General features: G+C 70.0%; 11 protein-coding genes. 6 read left to right on the plus strand and 5 right to left on the minus strand.

Annotated features, from left to right (window positions below):
- Positions 1-219 precede the first annotated feature (219 nt).
- Positions 220-1,008, plus strand: coding sequence for a SigE family RNA polymerase sigma factor (locus tag E5083_RS02065; RefSeq protein WP_135783856.1), 789 nt, complete (start codon positions 220-222; stop codon positions 1,006-1,008).
- Positions 1,009-1,237: 229 nt separating this feature from the next.
- On the opposite strand, the gene E5083_RS02070 is transcribed toward E5083_RS02065, so the two are convergent.
- On the minus strand, positions 1,238-1,840 hold the full coding sequence (locus E5083_RS02070) for a uridine kinase family protein (RefSeq protein ID WP_135784394.1): 603 nt from the start codon (positions 1,838-1,840) through the stop codon (positions 1,238-1,240).
- A 160-nt stretch (positions 1,841-2,000) separates the two neighbouring features.
- Between E5083_RS02070 and E5083_RS02075 the strand changes: the two genes are divergently transcribed.
- Positions 2,001-2,423 carry a hypothetical protein gene (locus E5083_RS02075; protein ID WP_135783857.1) on the plus strand — a complete coding sequence of 141 codons (423 nt, stop codon included), beginning with the start codon at positions 2,001-2,003 and terminating at the stop codon, positions 2,421-2,423.
- Positions 2,424-2,489: 66 nt separating this feature from the next.
- On the opposite strand, the gene E5083_RS02080 is transcribed toward E5083_RS02075, so the two are convergent.
- From E5083_RS02080 to deoC, 3 genes are read right to left on the minus strand one after another with little or no spacing between them, the layout of a single operon-like run.
- On the minus strand, positions 2,490-3,395 hold the full coding sequence (locus E5083_RS02080) for an aldehyde dehydrogenase family protein (protein ID WP_135783858.1): 906 nt from the start codon (positions 3,393-3,395) through the stop codon (positions 2,490-2,492).
- Entirely contained in the window at positions 3,388-4,824 is a 1,437-nt protein-coding gene (locus E5083_RS02085) for an aldehyde dehydrogenase family protein (RefSeq protein ID WP_135783859.1), read from the minus strand. Before E5083_RS02085 ends, E5083_RS02080 begins: the two co-directional genes overlap by 8 nt.
- Positions 4,825-4,829: 5 nt before the next feature.
- Complete coding sequence (gene deoC / locus E5083_RS02090; RefSeq protein WP_425276683.1) at positions 4,830-5,795, minus strand: deoxyribose-phosphate aldolase; 966 nt, start codon at positions 5,793-5,795, stop codon at positions 4,830-4,832.
- 142 nt (positions 5,796-5,937) lie between these two features.
- Between deoC and E5083_RS02095 the strand changes: the two genes are divergently transcribed.
- The 4 genes from E5083_RS02095 (at position 5,938) to E5083_RS02110 (ending at position 18,648) form a co-directional block, all read left to right on the plus strand.
- Positions 5,938-6,633, plus strand: a complete 696-nt coding sequence (locus tag E5083_RS02095; protein WP_135783861.1) for a PH domain-containing protein — start codon at positions 5,938-5,940, stop codon at positions 6,631-6,633.
- A gap of 120 nt (positions 6,634-6,753) precedes the next feature.
- Complete coding sequence (locus E5083_RS02100) at positions 6,754-7,374, plus strand: type 1 periplasmic-binding domain-containing protein (RefSeq protein ID WP_167513434.1); 621 nt, start codon at positions 6,754-6,756, stop codon at positions 7,372-7,374.
- 220 nt (positions 7,375-7,594) lie between these two features.
- The gene (locus E5083_RS02105; RefSeq protein WP_244317354.1) at positions 7,595-18,190 is read left to right on the plus strand and encodes a LamG-like jellyroll fold domain-containing protein; all 10,596 of its coding nucleotides are present in this window, start codon (positions 7,595-7,597) and stop codon (positions 18,188-18,190) included.
- The gene (locus E5083_RS02110; RefSeq protein WP_135783863.1) at positions 18,145-18,648 is read left to right on the plus strand and encodes a hypothetical protein; all 504 of its coding nucleotides are present in this window, start codon (positions 18,145-18,147) and stop codon (positions 18,646-18,648) included. The genes E5083_RS02105 and E5083_RS02110 overlap by 46 nt, the downstream gene beginning before the upstream one ends.
- Positions 18,649-18,725: 77 nt before the next feature.
- Here the strand turns inward: E5083_RS02110 and E5083_RS02115 are convergent, their stop codons facing one another.
- Complete coding sequence (locus tag E5083_RS02115; RefSeq protein ID WP_135783864.1) at positions 18,726-19,865, minus strand: hypothetical protein; 1,140 nt, start codon at positions 19,863-19,865, stop codon at positions 18,726-18,728.
- Positions 19,866-19,925: the final 60 nt, after the last annotated feature.

Consider the following 19,925-nt stretch of genomic DNA (forward strand, 5'->3'; position numbering starts at 1 on the left):
GTTCTTGGACGGCGGACACGAGCCGGACACCGCGTACCAAAACGGCCCTTTGCCAGCTTCCGCCCGCCGGGACCTGCTGCGACCCGCCCGCGACGGCCCCTGTGACAGTTCTGTGACAGTCGGCGGACACGGCCATGAAGGACGATCGGCAAGCTTTTCGGCAGGCGGGAGAGCACCACCGGCCGCCGAGCACCGGAAGTCCACGACGGGGAGCGCGAGATGAACACGCCGCACGGCATGAGCACCAGCGCAGTGGTCACGCGTCTGCACGACGCACACCGGGGGGCTGCGGCTTCTGGGAACTCCGGGAAGTCCGGTGCCGGGACCACGCTGCCGCCTCGCGGCCGCGAGTCCCAGGGAGCACGGGGGTGCGCCCGCGGCACCGGGCGTCAGCACACCGGGTATATGACGGTGGTCGACGCCCGCACGGGGGAGGCGCACGGGGGAAGCGCGCACAGGGAGGAACCGGGGGAGCGTCGCTCGCTGACGGAGGCGGAGTTCACCGCCTACGTCCAGGAGCGCCGCGCCTCCCTGTACGCGACCGCCTACCACCTGACCGGCGACCGCTTCGAGGCCGAGGACCTGCTGCAGAGCGCGCTGTTCTCGACCTACCGGGCGTGGGAGCGGATCAGCGACAAGGCCGCGGTCGGCGGGTACCTCCGCCGCACCATGACCAACCTGCACATCAGCGCGTGGCGCCGCCGCAAGCTGAACGAGTACCCGACCGAGGAACTGCCGGAGACGCCCGCCGGGACGGACGCGATGCGCGGCACCGAGCTGCGCGCCGTCCTGTGGCAGGCGCTCGCCCGGCTGCCCGAGCCGCAGCGCACCATGCTGGTGCTGCGGTACTACGAGGGCCGTACCGACCCGGAGATCGCCGACATACTCGGCATCAGCGTCGGCACGGTGAAGTCCAGCATCTGGCGCTCGCTGCGGCGCCTGCGCGAGGACGAGGTCCTGAGCTTCGGCCGGGACCACGAGGACGCCTTCGGCGAGCTGGTGGCCTGAAGGACGGGTCCGTCGGGGGACGGACCCACGGGGGAACGGGGGGAACGAGCCGTCACGGCTCGGCCCGAGGGGAAACGGGGAATCGCGGGGGCCCACCGGGGGGAGGGTCCGCGCGGGAACCCGTAAGGGGAAACACGGGGGAACCACGGGGGAAAACGGGGGATCACCCGGAGGCGGGGCTGGACGGCTGGGGGGCCGTACAGTCCCGCTTTCGCATGTCCGCGCCCCGTCACGCCGCCGTCTGCTGCCGGGCCTGCCGGCCCGCCGCGGCCGCCGCCATCCGGCTCAGCGCCTCGTCCCGGCCGCAGGCGTGGGCGCCCAGGGCCACCTGGCGGGACACGATCGAGCGTTCCGCGCGCAGCAGCCGCCAGCCCCGGCGCAGCAGGAACGGCACCGACTTGCGCCCCTCCTTCAGATCCCGCAGGAAACGGCGCCGGAAGGTGGTGACCGGACCCCGGGTCAGACACAGCGCGTCCGCCAGCAGCCCGAGCTCCCGGCAGCGCCCGACGATCTCCGCCGCGAAGATGCCCTCGGCGATGAACAGCGGGGTACGGCCGATGCTCAGGGTGTCCTCGCCGGTACGGGCGCTCAGCGAGATGTCGTACACCGGCACCGGGGTCGCGCCGGACGCGCACAGGCGGGCGATCGCCGCGAGGGCCACGTCGGCGTCCCAGGACCGGGGGTGGTCCCAGTCGATGTCCGAGCTTCCGTCCACCACCGGCAGGGTGGGGTCGTCGCCCTCCTTGTAGAAGTCGTCGAGGCGCAGCACGGGCAGCCCGGAGAGGGCGGCGACGAGTGACTTGCCCGAACCGGAGGGGCCGCACAACAGCACCACACGGGCGGGGGACGGGGGATGGATGCTCACGGAACACCAGTTTGACGCATGGCAGCCGTCCTGCCGACCCCGCGGGTCCGCATTGGAGCGTGCGTCACATCTCAACTACCCTACGTGTCGACCGTATTACCCTGCGCACCAGAAGGCGGCACCACCGATGGCCCGACATTCCGTACCCCGGTCTCTCCGCCGGCCCGCCGCACGGCGCGCCCTGATCGCTCTCGCGTCGGCCGGAGCCGCGCTGGCGGCGGGCGCGAGCGCGGCGCACGCCGAGACGGCCGCGCCGCTGGTGGACGTGCCGCCGCTGCGCTCCGCCGACATCGGCGACATCAACCCGCAGTCCGGGGTGAACGCGCTTGCCACGTCGGTCGGTTACGCCACCGGCACCATCGCCGGCCTCAAGCCCAACCCGCTGGCCGGCACCGGCACCGACCCGCTGAACAACGGCATCGGCACCACCATCGCCGACTTCAAGCCGCTCAACACCCTGGCGCTGACCGCCCCGATCGCCCAGGCCCCGTCCTTCGGCGCGGTCCCGGTCGTCGGGCAGGCCCTGGGGCTGCTCACGCCGAAGGGCTGACACGCGCGAAAGCCGCGCCACCCCTTCGCGGTGAAGGGACGGCGCGGCTTCCGTGTGTCGCTCGGCTCAGTACGACGAGCCCGACGCTCCCAGCGCACCCGTGGGGTGCCAGACCGTCTTGGTCTCCAGGAACGCCGTCAGGCGGTCGGTGCCCGGAGTCGCCGTGTAATCCACAGGCTGTGGACGGAGAACCCGCTTGAGGTTGTCCGCCGCCGCGATCTCCAGCTCCTTGGCCAGTTCCGCGTCCGCGCCCGCGAGGTCGATCGCGTTGACGTCCTGGTGTGCGGCGAGCGGCGCGCCCAGCTCGGCCGTACCGCCCGACAGGATGTTGACGACACCGCCCGGCACGTCGGAGGTGGCCAGCACCTCGCCGAGGGACAGGGCGGGCAGCGGGGCCTTGGCGGAGGCGACGACGACCGCGGTGTTGCCGGTGGCGATCACCGGGGCCAGCACCGAGACCAGGCCCAGGAAGGACGAGTCCTGCGGGGCCAGCACCGCGACCACACCGGTCGGCTCGGGCGAGGAGAGGTTGAAGTACGGGCCCGCGACCGGGTTTGCGCCGCCCACGACCTGGGCGATCTTGTCGGTCCAGCCGGCGTACCAGACCCAGCGGTCGATCGCCGCGTCCACGACGGCGGCGGCCTTCGCCTTGGACAGGCCCTCGGCCTCGGCGACCTCGCGGACGAACTGCTCCTTGCGGCCCTCCAGCATCTCGGCCACCCGGTAGAGCACCTGACCGCGGTTGTACGCGGTCGCGCCGGACCAGCCGCCGAACGCCTTGCGCGCGGCCACGACCGCGTCACGGGCGTCCTTGCGGGACGAGAGGGGCGCGTTCGCCAGCCAGTTGTTCTTGGAGTCGGTTACCTCGTACACCCGGCCGCTTTCGGAGCGGGGGAACTTGCCCCCGACGTACAGCTTGTAGGTCTTGAAGACACTGAGCCTTGCTTCGGACTTCTCGGACTTCTCAGACATCGAGGTACGCCTCCAGGCCGTGGCGGCCGCCCTCGCGGCCGAAGCCCGACTCCTTGTAACCGCCGAACGGCGAGGTCGGGTCGAACTTGTTGAACGTGTTGGACCAGACGACCCCGGCGCGCAGCTTGTTCGCCACGGCCAGGATGCGGGAGCCCTTCTCGGTCCAGATGCCCGCCGACAGCCCGTACTGGGTGTTGTTGGCCTTGGCGACGACCTCGTCCGGGGTACGGAAGGAGAGGACCGACAGCACCGGGCCGAAGATCTCGTCGCGGGCGATGGTGTGCGCCTGGGTGACGTTCGTGAACAGCGTCGGGGCGAACCAGTAACCGGACGACGGGAGTTTGCACGCCGGGGACCAGCGCTCGGCACCCTCCGCCTCGCCCTTCTCGGCCAGCGCGGTGATCCGGGCGAGCTGCTCGGCGGAGTTGATCGCGCCGATGTCGGTGTTCTTGTCCAGCGGGTCGCCGAGGCGCAGCGTGGACAGGCGGCGCTTGAGGGCGTCCAGCAGCTCGTCCTGGATCGACTCCTGGACCAGCAGCCGCGAGCCCGCGCAGCAGACCTGGCCCTGGTTGAAGAAGATGCCGGTGACGATGCCCTCGACGGCCTGGTCGATCGGGGCGTCGTCGAAGACGATGTTGGCGCCCTTGCCGCCCAGCTCCAGCGTGAGCTTCTTGCTGGTGCCCGCGACCGTACGGGCGATCTCCTTGCCGACGGCCGTGGAGCCGGTGAAGGCGACCTTGTTCACGTCGGGGTGGCCGACCAGCGCCGCGCCCGCGTCGCCGTAGCCCGGCAGGATGTTGACGACACCCTTGGGCAGGCCCGCCTGGCGGCAGATGTCCGCGAAGAACAGGGCGGACAGCGGGGTGGTCTCGGCGGGCTTGAGGACGACCGTGTTGCCGGTGGCCAGCGCCGGGGCGATCTTCCACGCCAGCATCAGCAGGGGGAAGTTCCAGGGGATGACCTGGCCGGCGACGCCGAGGGGGCGGGGGTTCGCGCCGAAGCCCGCGTGGTCGAGCTTGTCGGCCCAGCCCGCGTAGTAGAAGAAGTGGGCGGCGACCAGGGGGAGGTCCGCGTCGCGGGTCTCCTTGATCGGCTTGCCGTTGTCCAGCGTCTCCAGCACGGCCAGCTCGCGGCTGCGCTCCTGGATGATGCGGGCGATGCGGAACAGGTACTTGGCGCGCTCGGCGCCGGGCAGCGCCGACCAGGACGCGAACGCCTTGCGGGCGGCCTTGACCGCGCGGTCCACGTCCGCCTCGCCGGCCTGGGCGACCTCGGAGAGGACCTCCTCGGTGGCGGGGGAGACGGTCTTGAAGACCTTGCCGTCGGCGGAGTCGGTGAACTCGCCGTCGATGAAGAGGCCGTAGGAGGGGGCGATGTCGACGACGGCGCGGGACTCCGGCGCCGGTGCGTACTCGAAGAGGGAACCCATGGTGATCAGTCCACCGTCACGTAGTCGGGGCCGGAGTAGCGGCCGGTGGCCAGCTTCTGACGCTGCATCAGCAGGTCGTTCAGCAGCGAGGAGGCGCCGAAGCGGAACCAGTGGTTGTCCAGCCAGTCCTGGCCCGCGGTCTCGTTGACCAGCACCAGGAACTTGACCGCGTCCTTGGTGGTGCGGATGCCGCCGGCGGGCTTCACGCCGACCTGGACGCCGGTCTGCGCGCGGAAGTCGCGCACCGCCTCCAGCATCAGCAGGGTGTTGGCGGGGGTGGCGTTGACCGCGACCTTGCCGGTGGACGTCTTGATGAAGTCCGCGCCCGCCATCATGCCCAGCCAGCTCGCGCGGCGGATGTTGTCGTACGTGGACAGCTCGCCGGTCTCGAAGATGACCTTCAGCCGGGCACTGGTCCCGCAGGCTTCCCTCACGGCGGTGATCTCGTCGTACACCTTGAGGTAGTCGCCCGCGAGGAACGCGCCCCGGTCGATGACCATGTCGATCTCGTCGGCGCCCGCCGCGACCGCGTCGCGCACGTCGGCCAGCTTCACGCCGAGGGCGGCGCGGCCGGCCGGGAAGGCGGTGGCGACCGAGGCGACCTTGACGCCGGAACCGGCGACGGCCTCCTTGGCGACGGCCACCATGTCGGGGTAGACGCAGACGGCCGCGGTCGTCGGGGTGGCCCGGTCCGTGGGGTCCGGGTGGACCGCCTTGGCGCCGAGCGCCCGGACCTTGCCGGGGGTGTCCGCGCCTTCCAGCGTGGTCAGGTCGACCATCGAGATGGCGAGGTCGATGGCGTACGCCTTCGCGGTGGTCTTGATCGAGCGGGTACCGAGCGACGCGGCACGCGCCTCCAGGCCGACCGCGTCGACGCCGGGCAGCCCGTGGAGAAAGCGGCGCAGCGTGCTGTCGGACGCGGTGACGTCGGCGAAAGCCTGTGCGGGGGATGCAGTGGTGGGCATGGTCACCAGACGAGCATATCTACGCGCGTAGCGGCTGTATAGCCCCGGGGGCGGGGTTGTGCGGGGTCACACCGCCGCAGGTCACGGATGCGTTCCTGTCTCGGGCCAGGTGGTGGTGGTCGCGCCCCCTTCGTGCACAATCGGGGCCATGACGACCCCGGACCACCAGTCACCCGCGTCCCGGCCCGTGGTGCCCGCCGCCAGGGACCGGATCTACCGCTCGCCGATGGGACTCGTGGGCGGTGTGCTCGTGCTGGCCCTCGTCGTCTGGCTCGGCTGCGACGCGCTGTTCCGCGGCCACGGCCGGGTGCCGTGGCTGGCGCTGGCGGTGATGATCCTGGTCGTGCCGCTGGTGACGGCGTTCACCCTGCGCCCGGCGGTCTTCGCCAACCAGGAACGCCTCCGGGTCCGCAACCCCTTCCGCGTGATCGTCCTCCCCTGGGGCGAGCTGGCCGCCTTCCGCTCGGGCTACTCCAACGAGGCGCTGGCCACCTCCGGCACCAAGTTCCAGCTCTGGGCGATCCCGGTCTCGCTGCGCGCCCGCAAGCGCGCGGCCAACAAGCGGGCGAAGGCGGCGGCGCAGGCGGCCCGCGGGAGCAGCGGCGGCCCCTTCGCCGGACCCCGCTTCGGCGTGTTCGGCGGCGACGCCTCCGTCCCCGACGTCCCGGCCGGCCCCGCCCGCGCCGAGACCGACAAGATCATGGACGACCTCCGCGACCTTCACGAACGCCACGGCGAGGCGGAACACGCCCAGGGCGAGATCACGACCCGCTGGGCCTACGAGATCCTCATCCCGGCCCTGGCGGGCGCCGTACTCCTGGCAGTCCTGCTGATCACGGGCTGACCCCGGCCACGGTCGGCGGCGGACGGAGAGACTCCGGCCGCCGCCGATTTTTGTGCCCCGCTCGCGTCGCGCTTTCGCGCGCACCACCTCCCGCATCCGAAGGACAGAGGAAAGACGGCAGTGAAGACCCGGCGCGGTTGGCGCGCGAACAAGAAGGCGCCGGAGAACCGGTACAGGCTGGGCCTCCTGCGCGCGATGACGGCCGCGGCCCGGCTGTCGCGTGACCGGAGGGCGTGGATCGCCGCCGGTGCCGTGGTGCTGGTCGCGGTGGCGGTGGGGGCCGGGGTCCATCTCGCCGGACGGCAGGACGGCCCGCCCGACACCCGCGCCCGCCAGTACAAGGAGTTCGACGCCTGTCTGCTGACCGGCGACAAGGGCATCGCGCAGGGCACCGACGCGGCCTCGGCGTGGCAGGGCATGCAGCGGGCGTCGCTTCAGACGCGTGCCCGGATCAACTACGTACCGGTGACGGGCGCGCAGTCGTCGGCCAACACCCAGCCCTTCCTCAACAGCCTGATGCAGCGCCACTGCGGTGTCCTGATCGCGGTCGGCACCCCCCAGGCGCGGGTCGCCCACGAGGCGGCCGCGAAGCATCCCGAGGTGCGTTTCGTCCTGGTCGACGGGGCGTCAAGTGCGGCCGACCACAAGGCGGGAAACGTCACCGTGGCCAAGCCGGGCGACGCGCTCCCGGAGACGGTGGCCGACGCGATCAAGCGGGCCGTGGACGCCTCCGGGCAGTGATACACGGGGAGTTGTAGTAAAGATCAGCTAAAAGTGAGGGTCATGTGTAGGGCAAGTGATCGAATCTGAGAAAAACTTACGAAGTTTTGCTGACTTCTTAAGTTAAGGCTCTCCCATGCGTATTCGCTGGGTCCGTAGCCCTCGCTTGTTCCCGCCGGGCGGTTCCGGCAGACGTCGAGCGAGGGCTACGGCTCTTTCTGTACTTGTCTCTCTCACCTTCATGCTCACCACCGAGACAGCGGCGGCCACCGGCGCCACCCTGCCGGCGCTGAGCATGCCCGAACTCTCCTTCGCCGGCCTGGTGAAGTGGGCCCACAGCTCTTCCCTCGACACCCCTGACCAGCAGGGCGGCACCGCCCGGGGCAAGAGCCACCACGCCTCGGCGGCGGCCACCAGCACCCACCGCACGGCCGGTCACAAGCCGGGCCGCGGCAAGGGCGAACTCGGCGCCTACCACCGCCATGTGAGCCGGCCCGAGAAGACCACCACCAAGGCCCTGGCCTCAGCGAAGAGCTTCAACCCCCGCACCAGCGAGCGGGACGCCAGGAAGTCCACCGCGACCTCCGACTACTTCGTCAACGCCGACGGCTCCACCACCGTCCGCCACTACGACGTACGGGCCAACTACAAGTCGGCGGACGGCACCTGGACGCCGATCGACACCAGCCTGAAGAAGACTGACGACGGCCGGTTCGAGCAGACCGCCAACTCCGTCGACGTCGACTTCGCCCCGGACGCGGCCGACGACCGGCTGGCCTCCCTCGGTCTCGGCAGCGGCCGTTCGGTCGCGTACTCCCTCATCGGCGCCCGTGAGAAGAAGGCGTCCGAGGACGAGAACGGCACCCTGCTGTACGCGGACGCCCTGCCCGGCACCGACGTGCAGCTCGCGCCGATCGCGGACGGCTTCAAGGAGAACCTCGTCCTGCGCTCCAAGGACGCGGACAACTCCTGGCTGTTCGCGCTGGACGCGAAGGGCCTGACCCCGCGCATCGCCGACGACGGCGACGTGGAGTTCACCGGCGCCGACGGCAAGGTGGCCGCGACCGTCCCCCATGCCTACATGGAGGACTCGCGCATCGACCGCCGCTCCGGCGACGGCGCCCGGTCCCACGAGGTCCGCTACGAACTGACCACCGTGGACGGCGAACCCGCGCTGCGGATGACCGCCGACCGGGACTGGCTGGACGACCCCGAGCGGGTCTACCCCGTCACCGTCGACCCCACCACGGTCGTGAACGCCAGCCAGGCGACGTACGTCCAGAACGACTACAGCTCCAACCGCTCGGCGGAGAACCAGATCAAGGTCGGTTCGTACGACGCGGGCACCACCAAGGCGAACTCCTTCCTCCAGTTCTCGTCGCTGGGTTCGACGATCGCCGGCCGACAGGTCTCCGCCGCCACCCTGAACGTCTGGGCGCTGTGGTCCGCGACCTGCACACCGGAGGCGTTCTCCGTCTACCCGGTGACCCAGTCGTGGTCCCCGTCGACGACCACCACCTACCCCGGCCCGTCCTACGGCGCGGCCCTCGGCTCCGCCACGCCCGACCCGGGTGCCTCCTGCTCCAACAGCACCGGCAGCACCGGTGTCGGGGTGAAGATGCCGGTGCCGCTGTCGACGTCCTGGTTCACCCAGGTCGCCGCGGGCGGGATCAACTACGGCCTGGCGCTGGCCGCGCCGACCGGTGACGGCCTGCACTGGAAAAAGTTCCACTCCGACGACTCCGCCACCGCGGCCTGGCGTCCCTCGCTCGACCTGACCTACGGCACCAATGTCGAGCCGCAGGTCAACGCCTCGTACCCGCCGGAGAACTTCCAGGCCAACACCCTCCAGCCGGAGCTGCTCGTCTACGCGAGCGACGCCGACAAGGCGCCCAACGCGGCGCTGTCGTACAGCTTCGAGGTGTACGACGCCGACTCCGGCAGCACCACGCCCGTCGTCACCTCCGGCGCCCTGACCAAGGGAAGCTGGAAGATACCGGCGGGCAAGCTCAAGTGGTCCAAGAATTACGCCTGGTACGCGGGGGTGAGCGACGGACTCGCCGAGACGACGTACTCCAGCCGCTTCACCACCGCCGTGCCCCAGCCGCCGGTCACCTCGGGCCTCGCCCAGAACACCGACGGCCACGACTTCGACCCGAGCGACGCCAACTACACCACCGACGACACCGACGCGGACGTCGAGGTGGTCGGTCCCTCGCTGGAGATCGGCCGCTCGTACAACAGCATCGACCCGCGGGTCGACGGTGCCTTCGGCGCCGGCTGGTCGACGGTCGCCGACATGAAGGCCGCCGAGGTCAAGAACCCCGCCGGCACCGTCACCAGCGTGATCATCACCTACCCCGGTGGTGAGCAGGTCGCCTTCGGCCGCAACACCGACGGCACCTTCCAGCCCCCGCTCGGCCGGTACGCGCGCCTCCAGCCGGTCACCGACGGCTACGCGCTGACGGACAAGGACTTCACCGAGTACGCCTTCACCCAGCCCACCGCCAAGGCGGGCACGAAGGCGATAGCCGGCATCAAGGACTACGCGGGCCGCACGGAGAAGTTCACCTACAACACCTCCAAGCAGCTCACGAAGATCACCAACGAGAAGTCGCAGCGCTCGCTCGCCCTGACCTGGGTCACGCCGTCCGGCGCCACCACGGCGCACGTCGCCTCGGTCGCGACCGACGCGGCGGTCGCGTCCGACTCCTCCACGGTCCAGACCTGGAACTACGGCTACAGCGGCGACCAGCTCACCTCGGTCTGCCCGCCCGGCACCCCCACCAAGTGCACCACCTACGGCTACGCCACCGGCAACCACTACCGCACCACGGTGCTGGACGCCGACCCGTACGCCTACTGGCGGCTCGGTGAGGCGTCCGGTGTCACCGTCGCGGCGGACTCCGTCGACAACAACCAGGGCCGCTACAACGGTCTGTACCACAATGTGACGCTGGGCGGCGCGTCCGTGCTCGCGGGCTCCACCCAGAAGACGGCCGCCTTCAACGGCACCACCTCCTACGTGGAGATGCCGAGCGCGCCGGGTGCCACGCCGTCGTACATGACGGTCTCGCTGTGGTTCAAGACCACCACCGCGGGCGGTGTCCTCTTCTACTACGGCGACAAGCCGCTGAGCGACTCCGACCCGGTCGGCCACACCAAGAAGAACACGCCCGCCGTGTACGTCGGCACCGACGGCAAGCTGCGCGGCTGCCTCGCCATGTCGCCGGGCTGCATGTCCACCATCACCTCGACGGCCGCCGTCACCGACGGCCAGTGGCACAACGCCGTGCTCACGGGCATGGCAACCAGCCAGACCCTGTACCTCGACGGTGTCTCCCAGGGCTCGCTGAGCGGCACCATCAACGACTGGGAGCAGCCGTACCTCTCCCTCGGCGCCGGTGTGAACACCGACGGCTGGCCCTCGATGAACCCGAACGACAAGCTCGGGCACTACACGGGCCAGATGGCCGAGGCCGCCGTCTACTCCGAGCCGCTCGACCCCTCGGTGATCACCGCGCAGTACCAGGCCGCCAAGCGGTCCGCCGGGCTGCTGAACAAGATCACCACGCCCGGCGGCAAGACCCAGGCGTCGGTCGTCTACGGCACCACCGACGACCTGGTCAAGCAGGCCACGGACGCCGAGGGCGGCACCTGGAAGCTCAACCCGCCCGTCGTCACCGGCTCCTCGCAGGTCTACCGCTCGGCGGTGATGGGCTCGGCCCCGGCCGGCTACTGGCGGCTGGCCGACACCCTGGGCGCGCAGCAGGCGGCCAACGAGCTGCACACCGGGTTCGGCACGTACAACACCGTCACGGAGGGTGTGGCCGGTCCGTTCGGCGCCGGTGACGTGACCGCGGCGTCCTTCGACGGCACGTCGTCGTACGCCGAGATCCCGTACGCCCCCTGGCACCGGTCGGGCGACCGTGCCGTCGAGCTGTGGTTCAAGACCAGCGCACCCGGTGTGATCCTCTCCGACCAGGCCAAGGCGCCGGCCGGCACCCCGTCCGGGTCCTGGAATCCGCTGCTGTACGTGGGTACCGACGGCAAGCTGCACGGCCACTGGTGGAGTGCCACCGGCTCCGGTGCCTTCGGCTCCACGGCCGCTGTCACCGACGGCACCTGGCACCACGCGGTGCTGTCGGCCTCCGGCACCACCCAGACGATGTACCTGGACGGCACCAAGCAGGCCGACTACACCGGCGCGGTGGGCGACCAGAGCAACACGCGGTCCTTCGTCGGCGCGGGCTTCGCCAAGTCCTGGGAGTCCGCTCCCGGTGACCTGAGCTTCTTCGACGGCTCCATCGCCGAGGTCGCCACGTACGGCCACCCGCTGACCGAGGACCAGGTCGAGCAGCACTGGTCGGCGTACAAGGCGTCGTCCGGTGTCGCCCCGGTGCGCACGGTCACGCTGACCGACCCGGCCGACAAGACGCTGAAGTACGTCTACGACGCGGAGATGGGCAACCGTCTGCTGGCCGCGATCGACACCGACGGCAACCGGACGACCTACGGCTACGACACGGGCGGCTTCCTGCACACCGTGACCGACGCCAACGGCAACCGGAGCACGACGGGTTACGACGTGCGCGGCAACACGGTCTCGCAGACCAGTTGCCAGGACACGGCGGCGGACAAGTGCGCCACCGAGTACTACACGTACTACCCGGACGCCACGACCGCCTTCCCGGCGATGGACCCGCGCAACGACCTGCTGCTCACCGAGCGGGACGGCCGTTCCTCGAGCCCCACCGACAACACCTACCTCACCAGCTACTCCTACGACACCGGCGGAAACCTGCTGTCGGTCACCAGCCCCCCGGTCCCCGGCAGTCCGGGCGGCCGTACGGCCACCACCACCTACACCACGGCGTCCACCCCGGCCGCCGAGGGCGGCGGCGCCCTGGCGCCGGCCGGCCTGACGGACACGGTCACCACACCGGGCGGCCGGACGACGAAGTACACCTACTTCGCCACCGGCGACCTCGCCACGGTCACCGATGCCAACGGCGCGAAGATCGCGTACACCTACGACAAGCTGGGCCGGCAGCTCTCCCGCACGGAGACCTCCGACTCCCAGCCGGCCGGTCTCACCACGACCCAGACGTACGACAAGAACGACCAGGTCGTCACCGAGACCAGCCCCGCCGTCACCAACCGCGTCACCGGCGCGGTGCACCAGGCGAAGACCACCACGGGCTTCGACGACGACGGCAACGTGCTCTCCCAGACGGTGGCCGACGTCCGGGGCGGTGACGCCACCCGGTCGACGTCCATGACGTACGACGCCTACAACCGGCTCGCCTCGCGGACGGACCCCGGCGGCGGCACCACGTCGTTCGAGTACGACGCCTACGGCAACAAGGTGAAGGAGACCGACCCGCTGGGGACGGTCAACACCTACACCTACGACGCCCAGCAGCGGCCGCTCACCACCAGTCTGCTCGACTACACCGGCGACCCGAACAACCCGTCGGCGCCGACGACCCTGGTCCAGGAGTCACGGGCGTACGACCCGGCCGGACGGCTCGCGTCGATCACCGACGCCATGGGCTGGGTGACCGCGTACACCTTCACCGACGACGGCCTGTCCGCCTCGGTCACCCGCAAGGACCCGGCGAACGGCAAGCAGTTCGTCGAGGAGGCCAACACCTACGACCTCGCCGGGAACCTGACCAAGCAGGTCACCGACGACGGCCGGACGACCTCCACCTTCGCGGTGGACGCCGCCGACCGGGTCGCCTCCTCCGTGCTGGACCCGGCCGGAGCCAACCGCAGCACCAAGGTGTCCTACGACCCGGACGACAACGTGGTGTCGCGGACGGAGACCGATCCGGCCACCGGAGACGTCGACCGCACCGACAACCGCTACGACAGCCTGGGCAACATCACCGGCTCCACCACGCACGACGGCACCACGGCGCCGGTCGGCCGCTGGAAGCTGTCGGAGACCAGTGGTCTCACCGCCCAGGACTCCTCCGGCGGCAACAACAAGGTGACGCTGGGCAGTTCGGTCACCCGCTCCACCGAGAAGGGCGGTTCCGCCGTCCTCAACGGCACGGCCACCGCCTACGGGCAGGCGGACGGCCCGGCGGTCAACACCAGCGGCGACTTCACCGTCTCCGCCTGGGTCAAGCTCGGCACCACCGCCGCCAACAGCACCGTCCTCGCCCAGGACGGCAAGCTCAACAGCGGTTTTCAGCTCTACTACTCCACGGCCTACGGCTGGACCTTCAACCGCCACTCCACGGACGCCGCCGGCGCCGCGACCGTCCGGACCAGCTCCGGCACCGCCGCGGTCAAGACCGGCACCTGGACCCACCTCACCGGTGTGTACGACCAGGCGTCCGCCTCGCTGAAGCTGTACGTCAACGGCGCCCAGTCCGGCACCACGACGTCCTTCACCTCACCCTGGGAGGCCACGGGACCGCTGCAGATCGGCCGCCGCCTGTTCAACGGCACCTACGCCGAGAACGCACAGGGCTCCATCGCCGACGTACAGGTCTACGGCGACGCGCTGAGCGCGTCCCAGGTGTCCGCGCTGGCGGGCGGCACGCTTCCGGCGGCCGGCAGCTCGGTGCGCTCGACCAGCTGGAAGCTGGACCAGCGGGGTCTGCCGACGTCGATGACCGACGTGTCGGGCAACACCACCGACTACGCCTACGACGAGGCGGCTCAGCAGACCATGGTCACCGAGCCGGTCGTCAACGCCGAGAAGGACGGCGGCGCGGCCAGCGCGGTCCGCCCCATCTCGACGACCGGCTACAACACCTTCGGTGAGACGACCGAGACGTCCGACCCACTCGGCAACGTCACGACCACCGCCTACGACGCGGAGGGCCAGGAGACCTCCACCAAGCTGCCCGACTACACACCGCCGGGTGCCTCGGCGCCGATCACTGCCACGTCCTGGAACGAGTACAACAAGCTCGGCCAGGTCACGGCGGAGGTCGACCCGCTGGGCAACCGCAGGACGTACACGTACACCCAGCTCGGCGACATCGCGTCCGTCACGGACCCGGGCGGCGGCACGTCGACCATGGTCTACGACACCAATGGCGACCTGCTGTCGTCACAGACCGCCGGCGGCGCACGTCAGGAGTCCACCTGGGACTACCTGGGCAACGAGCTGACCAGCACGGACGTCGTGCGCCAGCCGGCGCCGCGGGCCTACACGGCGATCAACGAGTACAACGCGCCCGGCGGTGAACTCTCCCGGCGGGTGAGCCCGAGCGGGGTCTCGGAGTCGTACAAGTACAACGCCCTCGGCGACGTCACCGAGATGACCGACGGCGCGGGCAACGTCTCCAAGTACACCTACACCAAGGACGGCGACGTCCTCACCACGACGGACGCCGACAACACCAGTACCCGGAACACCTACGACGGGTTCGGTCAACTGGTCGCCACCAGCGACCTCGATGCGAGCGGCGCCGTCCTGCGCACCAGCCGCACGAGCTACGACCGGGCCGGCAACCCGGTGTCGGTGACCGACGCGCGGGGCCACACCACCACCTTCACCGTGGACGCCACCAACCTGGTGACCAAGGCGGTGGAGCCCGTCTCCGCGACCGAGTCGATCACCACGTCCTTCGGCTACGACGTGGCGGGCAACCGCACGCGCTACACCGACGGCCGCGGCAACCCGTTCATCACCACCTACAACAACTGGGGTCTCCCCGAGTCCCTCGTCGAGCCGTCCACCCCCGACCAGCCGGAGGCGGCGGACCGCACCTTCACCACGGTGTACGACGCCAACGGGCGCGTAAAGGAGGAGCGTTCACCGGGCGGTGTGGTCGTCACGGACGAGTACGACGTCAAGAGCCGGCTGGTGAAGCAGACCGGTTCCGATGCCGAGGCCGCGACGGCCGACCACACCTACGCCTACGACTCCGACGACCGCGTCACGGCCGTGGCCGGAGCGGGAGAGGACCGCGACACCTTCACCTACGACGACCGGGGGGCGCTGCTCTCGGCGTCCGGACCGTCGGGCAGCTCGTCGTTCGCCTACAACGGCGACGGCGCGATGACGTCCCGCACGGACGCCTCGGGCACGTCGACCTACGGGTACGACACGGCGGGCCGGCTGAAGACGGTCAATGACGGAGTGACCGGCTCGACGTCGACCTACAGCTACAACGTCGACAACGCCGTCACCCAGATCGACTACGGCACGGGCAAGTCCAAGCGCACCTTCAGCTACGACTCGCTCCAGCGGCTGACCGGCGACAAGCTCACCTCGCCCGGCGGCAAGGTGCTCGCCTCGCTCACCCTCGGGTGGGACGACAACGACAACCTGACGTCGAAGACCACGACCGGGGTCGCGGGGGCGTCCGCCAACACCTACGGCTACGACTGGTCGGACCGGCTGACGTCCTGGAACAACGGGACGACGACCGAGGTCTACGGCTACGACGCCTCGGGCAACCGCACCCGCGTCGGCGGCGACACCTACACCTACGACGCCCGCAACCGGCTCACCTCGGACGGCCACAGCACCTACGCGTACACCACGCGGGGCACCCTGCGGACCGTCACCGACGAGGGGGGCACCAAGACCCAGGTGAAGTCGGACGCGTTCGGCCGCGTCGTCAACGAGGGCGACCGGACGTACGCGTACGACGGTCTGGACCGGGTGCTCGACGCGAAGGACGCGGACGGCTCGAGTGTCTTCTCGTTCCGGTACAGCGGCATGGGCAACGAGGTGGCCTCCGACGGCACCACGTCCTACAGCCGCAATCCGGACGGTTCGGTGCTCGGTGTGAAGTCGGGCGTGGCGTCCGCGCTGGCCCTGACCGACCTGCACGACGACATGGTGGCGCAGTTCACCGACTCCGGTGAGGCGCTGGCGGGTTCGAGCACGTACACGCCGTTCGGCAAGGTCTCCGCCACGGCGGGGATGCTGGGCAACCTCGGCTACCAGTCCGGCTGGACCGACCCGGCGACGGCCGAGGTCAACATGGCCGCGCGCTGGTACTCGCCGGAGACGGGCCAGTTCAACAGCCGGGACACGGTCGGCAACGACCCGCTGCCGGACTCGGTGAACGCCAACGCCTACGCGTACGCCAACCAGAACCCGATGACGGGCACGGACCCGACCGGGCACTGGTTCAGCTTCCTGAAGAAGGCGTACCACAAGTACAAGAAGAAGGTCGCGAAGAAGGTCAAGTCGGGCTGGAAGAAGGTCACCAAGGCGGTCAAGCACTACAAGGCCGCGGCCAAGAAGCGCCTCAAGCCCTACATCCGCAAGGCGCGCAAGGTGGTCCGGATCGTCCACGACCACTACGAGCGGGCCAAGACCTACGTCAAACGCAAACTCAAGCCGTACAGACGCTATGCCCACCGGGTCATACAGACCGTCAAACGGAAGGGACAGGCGCTCCACAAGGCCGCGGTCAGCGCGAAGAACAAGCTGGTCGCCAAGGGCAAGAGCGCGCTGAAGAAGGCCGGGCGTGCGGCGACGAGCGCCTACAAGGCGACGAGCAAGTTCGTCAAACAGCATGCGGCGACCATCGCCTCGGTGGCTGTCGGCGTCGCGGTCTTCGCCGGGTGCACGGCGGCCACATGGGGTGTCGGCGCGGTCGGCTGCGCGGCCCTGGCGGGCGCCGCGGCCAACGGTGTCGGCTACATGCTGAGCGACGGCCCCAAGACGGTCGGCGGGTTCCTCGGATCGGTGGCCATCGGTGCGGCGACCGGGGCGCTGGGCGGTGCCGCGGGTGGCGCGGCCTCCGGCGCGGTGGGCCGTCTGCTCGCCGGCGTTGGCGGCAAGGCGCTCCAGGGCGCGGCCATGGGCGCCGCGGGCGGCGCCGCCGAAGGCGCGGTCGGCTACGGCGTCTCCTGCGCCTCCAGTCAGGAGGGTTGCAGCGCAAGCGGCGCAGCCAAGGCATCGGCAGTCGGCGCGGCCACAGGCGGCGTCTTCGGCGCGGTGGCGGGCAAGTACGGCCGGAAGTCGGAGGGGGGCGGGGACAAGCCCAAGGCCACGGGCTGCCCGACCAAGCACAGTTTCACCGGTGCGACCGGTGTCCTGATGGCGAACGCCCTCACGAAACCGATCTCCCAGGTGAAGGCCGGTGACTACGTCCTCACGGCGGAGCCCGGCAAGAAGGGGCACGAGAAGCACAAGGTCAAGAACTCGATCATCACCAAGACTGACCGTGACTACGTCGATGTCGTCGTGGCCACGAAGTCGGGCCCGAAGACGATCCAGACCACCAAGCACCACCAGTTCTACGAGGTCGGCCACAACGCCTGGACCCAGGCCGGCAAGCTGAGGCCCGGCCAGACACTCCAGAGCGCCGCCGGCACCCCGGTGACGATCGTCCGCACCAAGGCGTACACGGCCAGCCGCGTGACGTACGACCTCAGCGTGGACGGGCTGCACACGTACTACGTGCTGTCCGGCGACTCGGTGACGACGGTCGACGAGCCCGCAGTCGACCTTGGCGCCGCGATGCTCGTGCACAACTGCGATGGTGCCGTCCCCGGACACTCGGAGGTTTGCGACTGCGATCCTGAGGACCCGACGAGTGAAGTGACCGTCGACGCGGGCTCCTTCGAGCAGGCCAGGAACCGCGGCCTGGCGATCGTCGGAAAACTCGACGTCGGGTCCAGGAAGACCATGAGGGGAACTCTGGAGGCCGCGGTGGAGACATTCGGTCGCGTCACGGGCTTCAGAGCGAAGAGCAATGGCGAGTACCGGGAATTCCGTCTCGACGTGGACGACAAGAAGGGAACGCACATCAACGTCATGACCGGTAAGAAGGGCACGGTGAGGAAGTGGGCCATCAGATGGCCGGGAAGCAGCGTGACGCCGTGGCTCAGGAGGAACACGTGAGAGGTTACGAGTTCTACGGCACCGAACCGGACTACCTGCCGGCATTCATGAACGACGCCACGGACGCGGATGGTCGCCGTGTTCGGAAGCTCACTGCCGAGGAGACCCAGGCGCTCAGGAGGCTGAGTCTTTCCCGGTTCCCCGTATCGGGTGGGGCGGACCTCGACTGGAGCCGGAGTCCGCACACCGACCGGCAGATGTGTGAGACCGACGAGGACTGGGCGCGAGTGGCGGCGGAGTATTTGTCCCCGTACGCGGGCGAAGGCCGCTCCGTGGTCGTCTTCTGGGGTGACCTGTCGATGCCGAGTGTCGAGATGCCTGTGGAAGTGGCGATTCGCCGGTCCCTGGACTTCATGGACGCGGACATGCACTTCTGGATGCACCCTCTTGGCAGCTCCGTCCTGATCGAGTACCTCCAGGACGGACGGGTGACTGTGGCTCCCATTCCGGGCGACTGAGTTCCGGAACCCATGGAGCACCAGCTCCTCGCGCAAGGTCAGGTACCCGGCCATCCGGCCGGGTACCTGACCCGTTCTCATGACTTGTAATAAAGGTCGAACTGCCTGTTGCTGCCCGAGTTGTTCGTAATCCCGAAGCACAGCCGAGGCGCGCCCGCGCCCGTGTAGATCGCCATTCCTTCCGGCTCGCGCGGGTCCGCTGCCGCGTCCGCCTCCGAGTGGGTGCTGGTGATGTAGCCCGTCGTGGGGTTGTTCGCCGTGCCGTTGAGGTCGAAGGACGTGGTGTGGATGGCCCACTTGTCGGTGCCCGTGAGGGTGCTGGACGGGGGAGTCGTGCGGGGGTCGCCGTCGAGCATGTAGACGTACTGGCCGTAGGACGTGAAGCCCTGGAAGGTTGCCGGGGTGGTGGGGTCCGGGGTGCCGTCGGCCTTGTACTTGTAGAGCGGGGGCTGCTGGATGCGGGCCAGGGGGGCCGGGAGGGCGCCGGTGCCGGCCGTGGCCGACGCCGCGGCCAGGTCGTACGCCGCGAACCAGTGCGCGGAGCCCAGCGCGTAGCGGATCAGCAGGATGTTGTGGTCCGCGTCCACCGACGGCGTCATGGAGGTCGCCGCCGGGTCCGGTGAGCCGAAGCGCTGCACCGACGGGTGGCTGGTCCACAGCACGGTCTTGGTGGCGAAGGGGAAGCGGACGACCTCCTGCCCGTACCCGCTGCGCCCGGACCCCGCCTCGGTCCACACGTACGCCGGGTTGCCCCCGCTCGCGGGCTGCACCCCGAGGGACACCCCGTGGCCGAAGCCCAGCAGGTACATGTACCCGTTGACCGCGCCGGTGGCGATGTCGTGCCGGGTCAGACAGAGGTCGCCCGACTCCGCGTGGTCGTCCCCGCCGATGGACGCCGTCACCGCGACCTGGCTGCCCGAGCGGAGGTAGGCGATCTGGCTCGCCCCGGCCACCTGGAGCGTGTAGAAGTGCCCGGCCGCCGAGTCGAAGGCGATGCCCTGGAGCGTGGTCGAACTGTCCTGGTTGGCGACCCCGGCCAGCCAGCGGGTGGACCCGGCGGCGACATCGATCAGCGCGGTCCCGCCCGGCACGCTCGCCGGGTTGTCCACGGGCGCGGCCACTGCCGCCCGGGCGGGCAGCCCCAGCCCGGCGGCGGCACCGGCGGCGAGGCCGGTGCCGCCCCGGATCAGATTGCGACGCGTCATGTTCATGGTCATGACGCGGACCCTAGCGGCTCAAAACGCCCCCGCCGCCGGGTACTTGTGCAGTTCTTGACC

The organism is Streptomyces bauhiniae (assembly GCF_004784475.1).
Lineage (GTDB): Bacteria > Actinomycetota > Actinomycetes > Streptomycetales > Streptomycetaceae > Streptomyces > Streptomyces seoulensis.

Excerpts from the sequence above, each read along its gene's own strand:
- E5083_RS02065 (WP_135783856.1), top strand. The coding sequence starts at position 220 with ATGAACACGCCGCACGGCATGAGCACCAGCGCAGTGGTCACGCGTCTG.
- E5083_RS02075 (WP_135783857.1), top strand. The coding sequence starts at position 2,001 with ATGGCCCGACATTCCGTACCCCGGTCTCTCCGCCGGCCCGCCGCACGG.
- E5083_RS02080 (WP_135783858.1), bottom strand. The coding sequence starts at position 3,395 with ATGTCTGAGAAGTCCGAGAAGTCCGAAGCAAGGCTCAGTGTCTTCAAG.
- E5083_RS02085 (WP_135783859.1), bottom strand. The coding sequence starts at position 4,824 with ATGGGTTCCCTCTTCGAGTACGCACCGGCGCCGGAGTCCCGCGCCGTC.
- E5083_RS02095 (WP_135783861.1), top strand. The coding sequence starts at position 5,938 with ATGACGACCCCGGACCACCAGTCACCCGCGTCCCGGCCCGTGGTGCCC.
- E5083_RS02105 (WP_244317354.1), top strand. The coding sequence starts at position 7,595 with ATGCTCACCACCGAGACAGCGGCGGCCACCGGCGCCACCCTGCCGGCG.
- E5083_RS02110 (WP_135783863.1), top strand. The coding sequence starts at position 18,145 with ATGGCCGGGAAGCAGCGTGACGCCGTGGCTCAGGAGGAACACGTGAGA.
- E5083_RS02115 (WP_135783864.1), bottom strand. The coding sequence starts at position 19,865 with ATGACCATGAACATGACGCGTCGCAATCTGATCCGGGGCGGCACCGGC.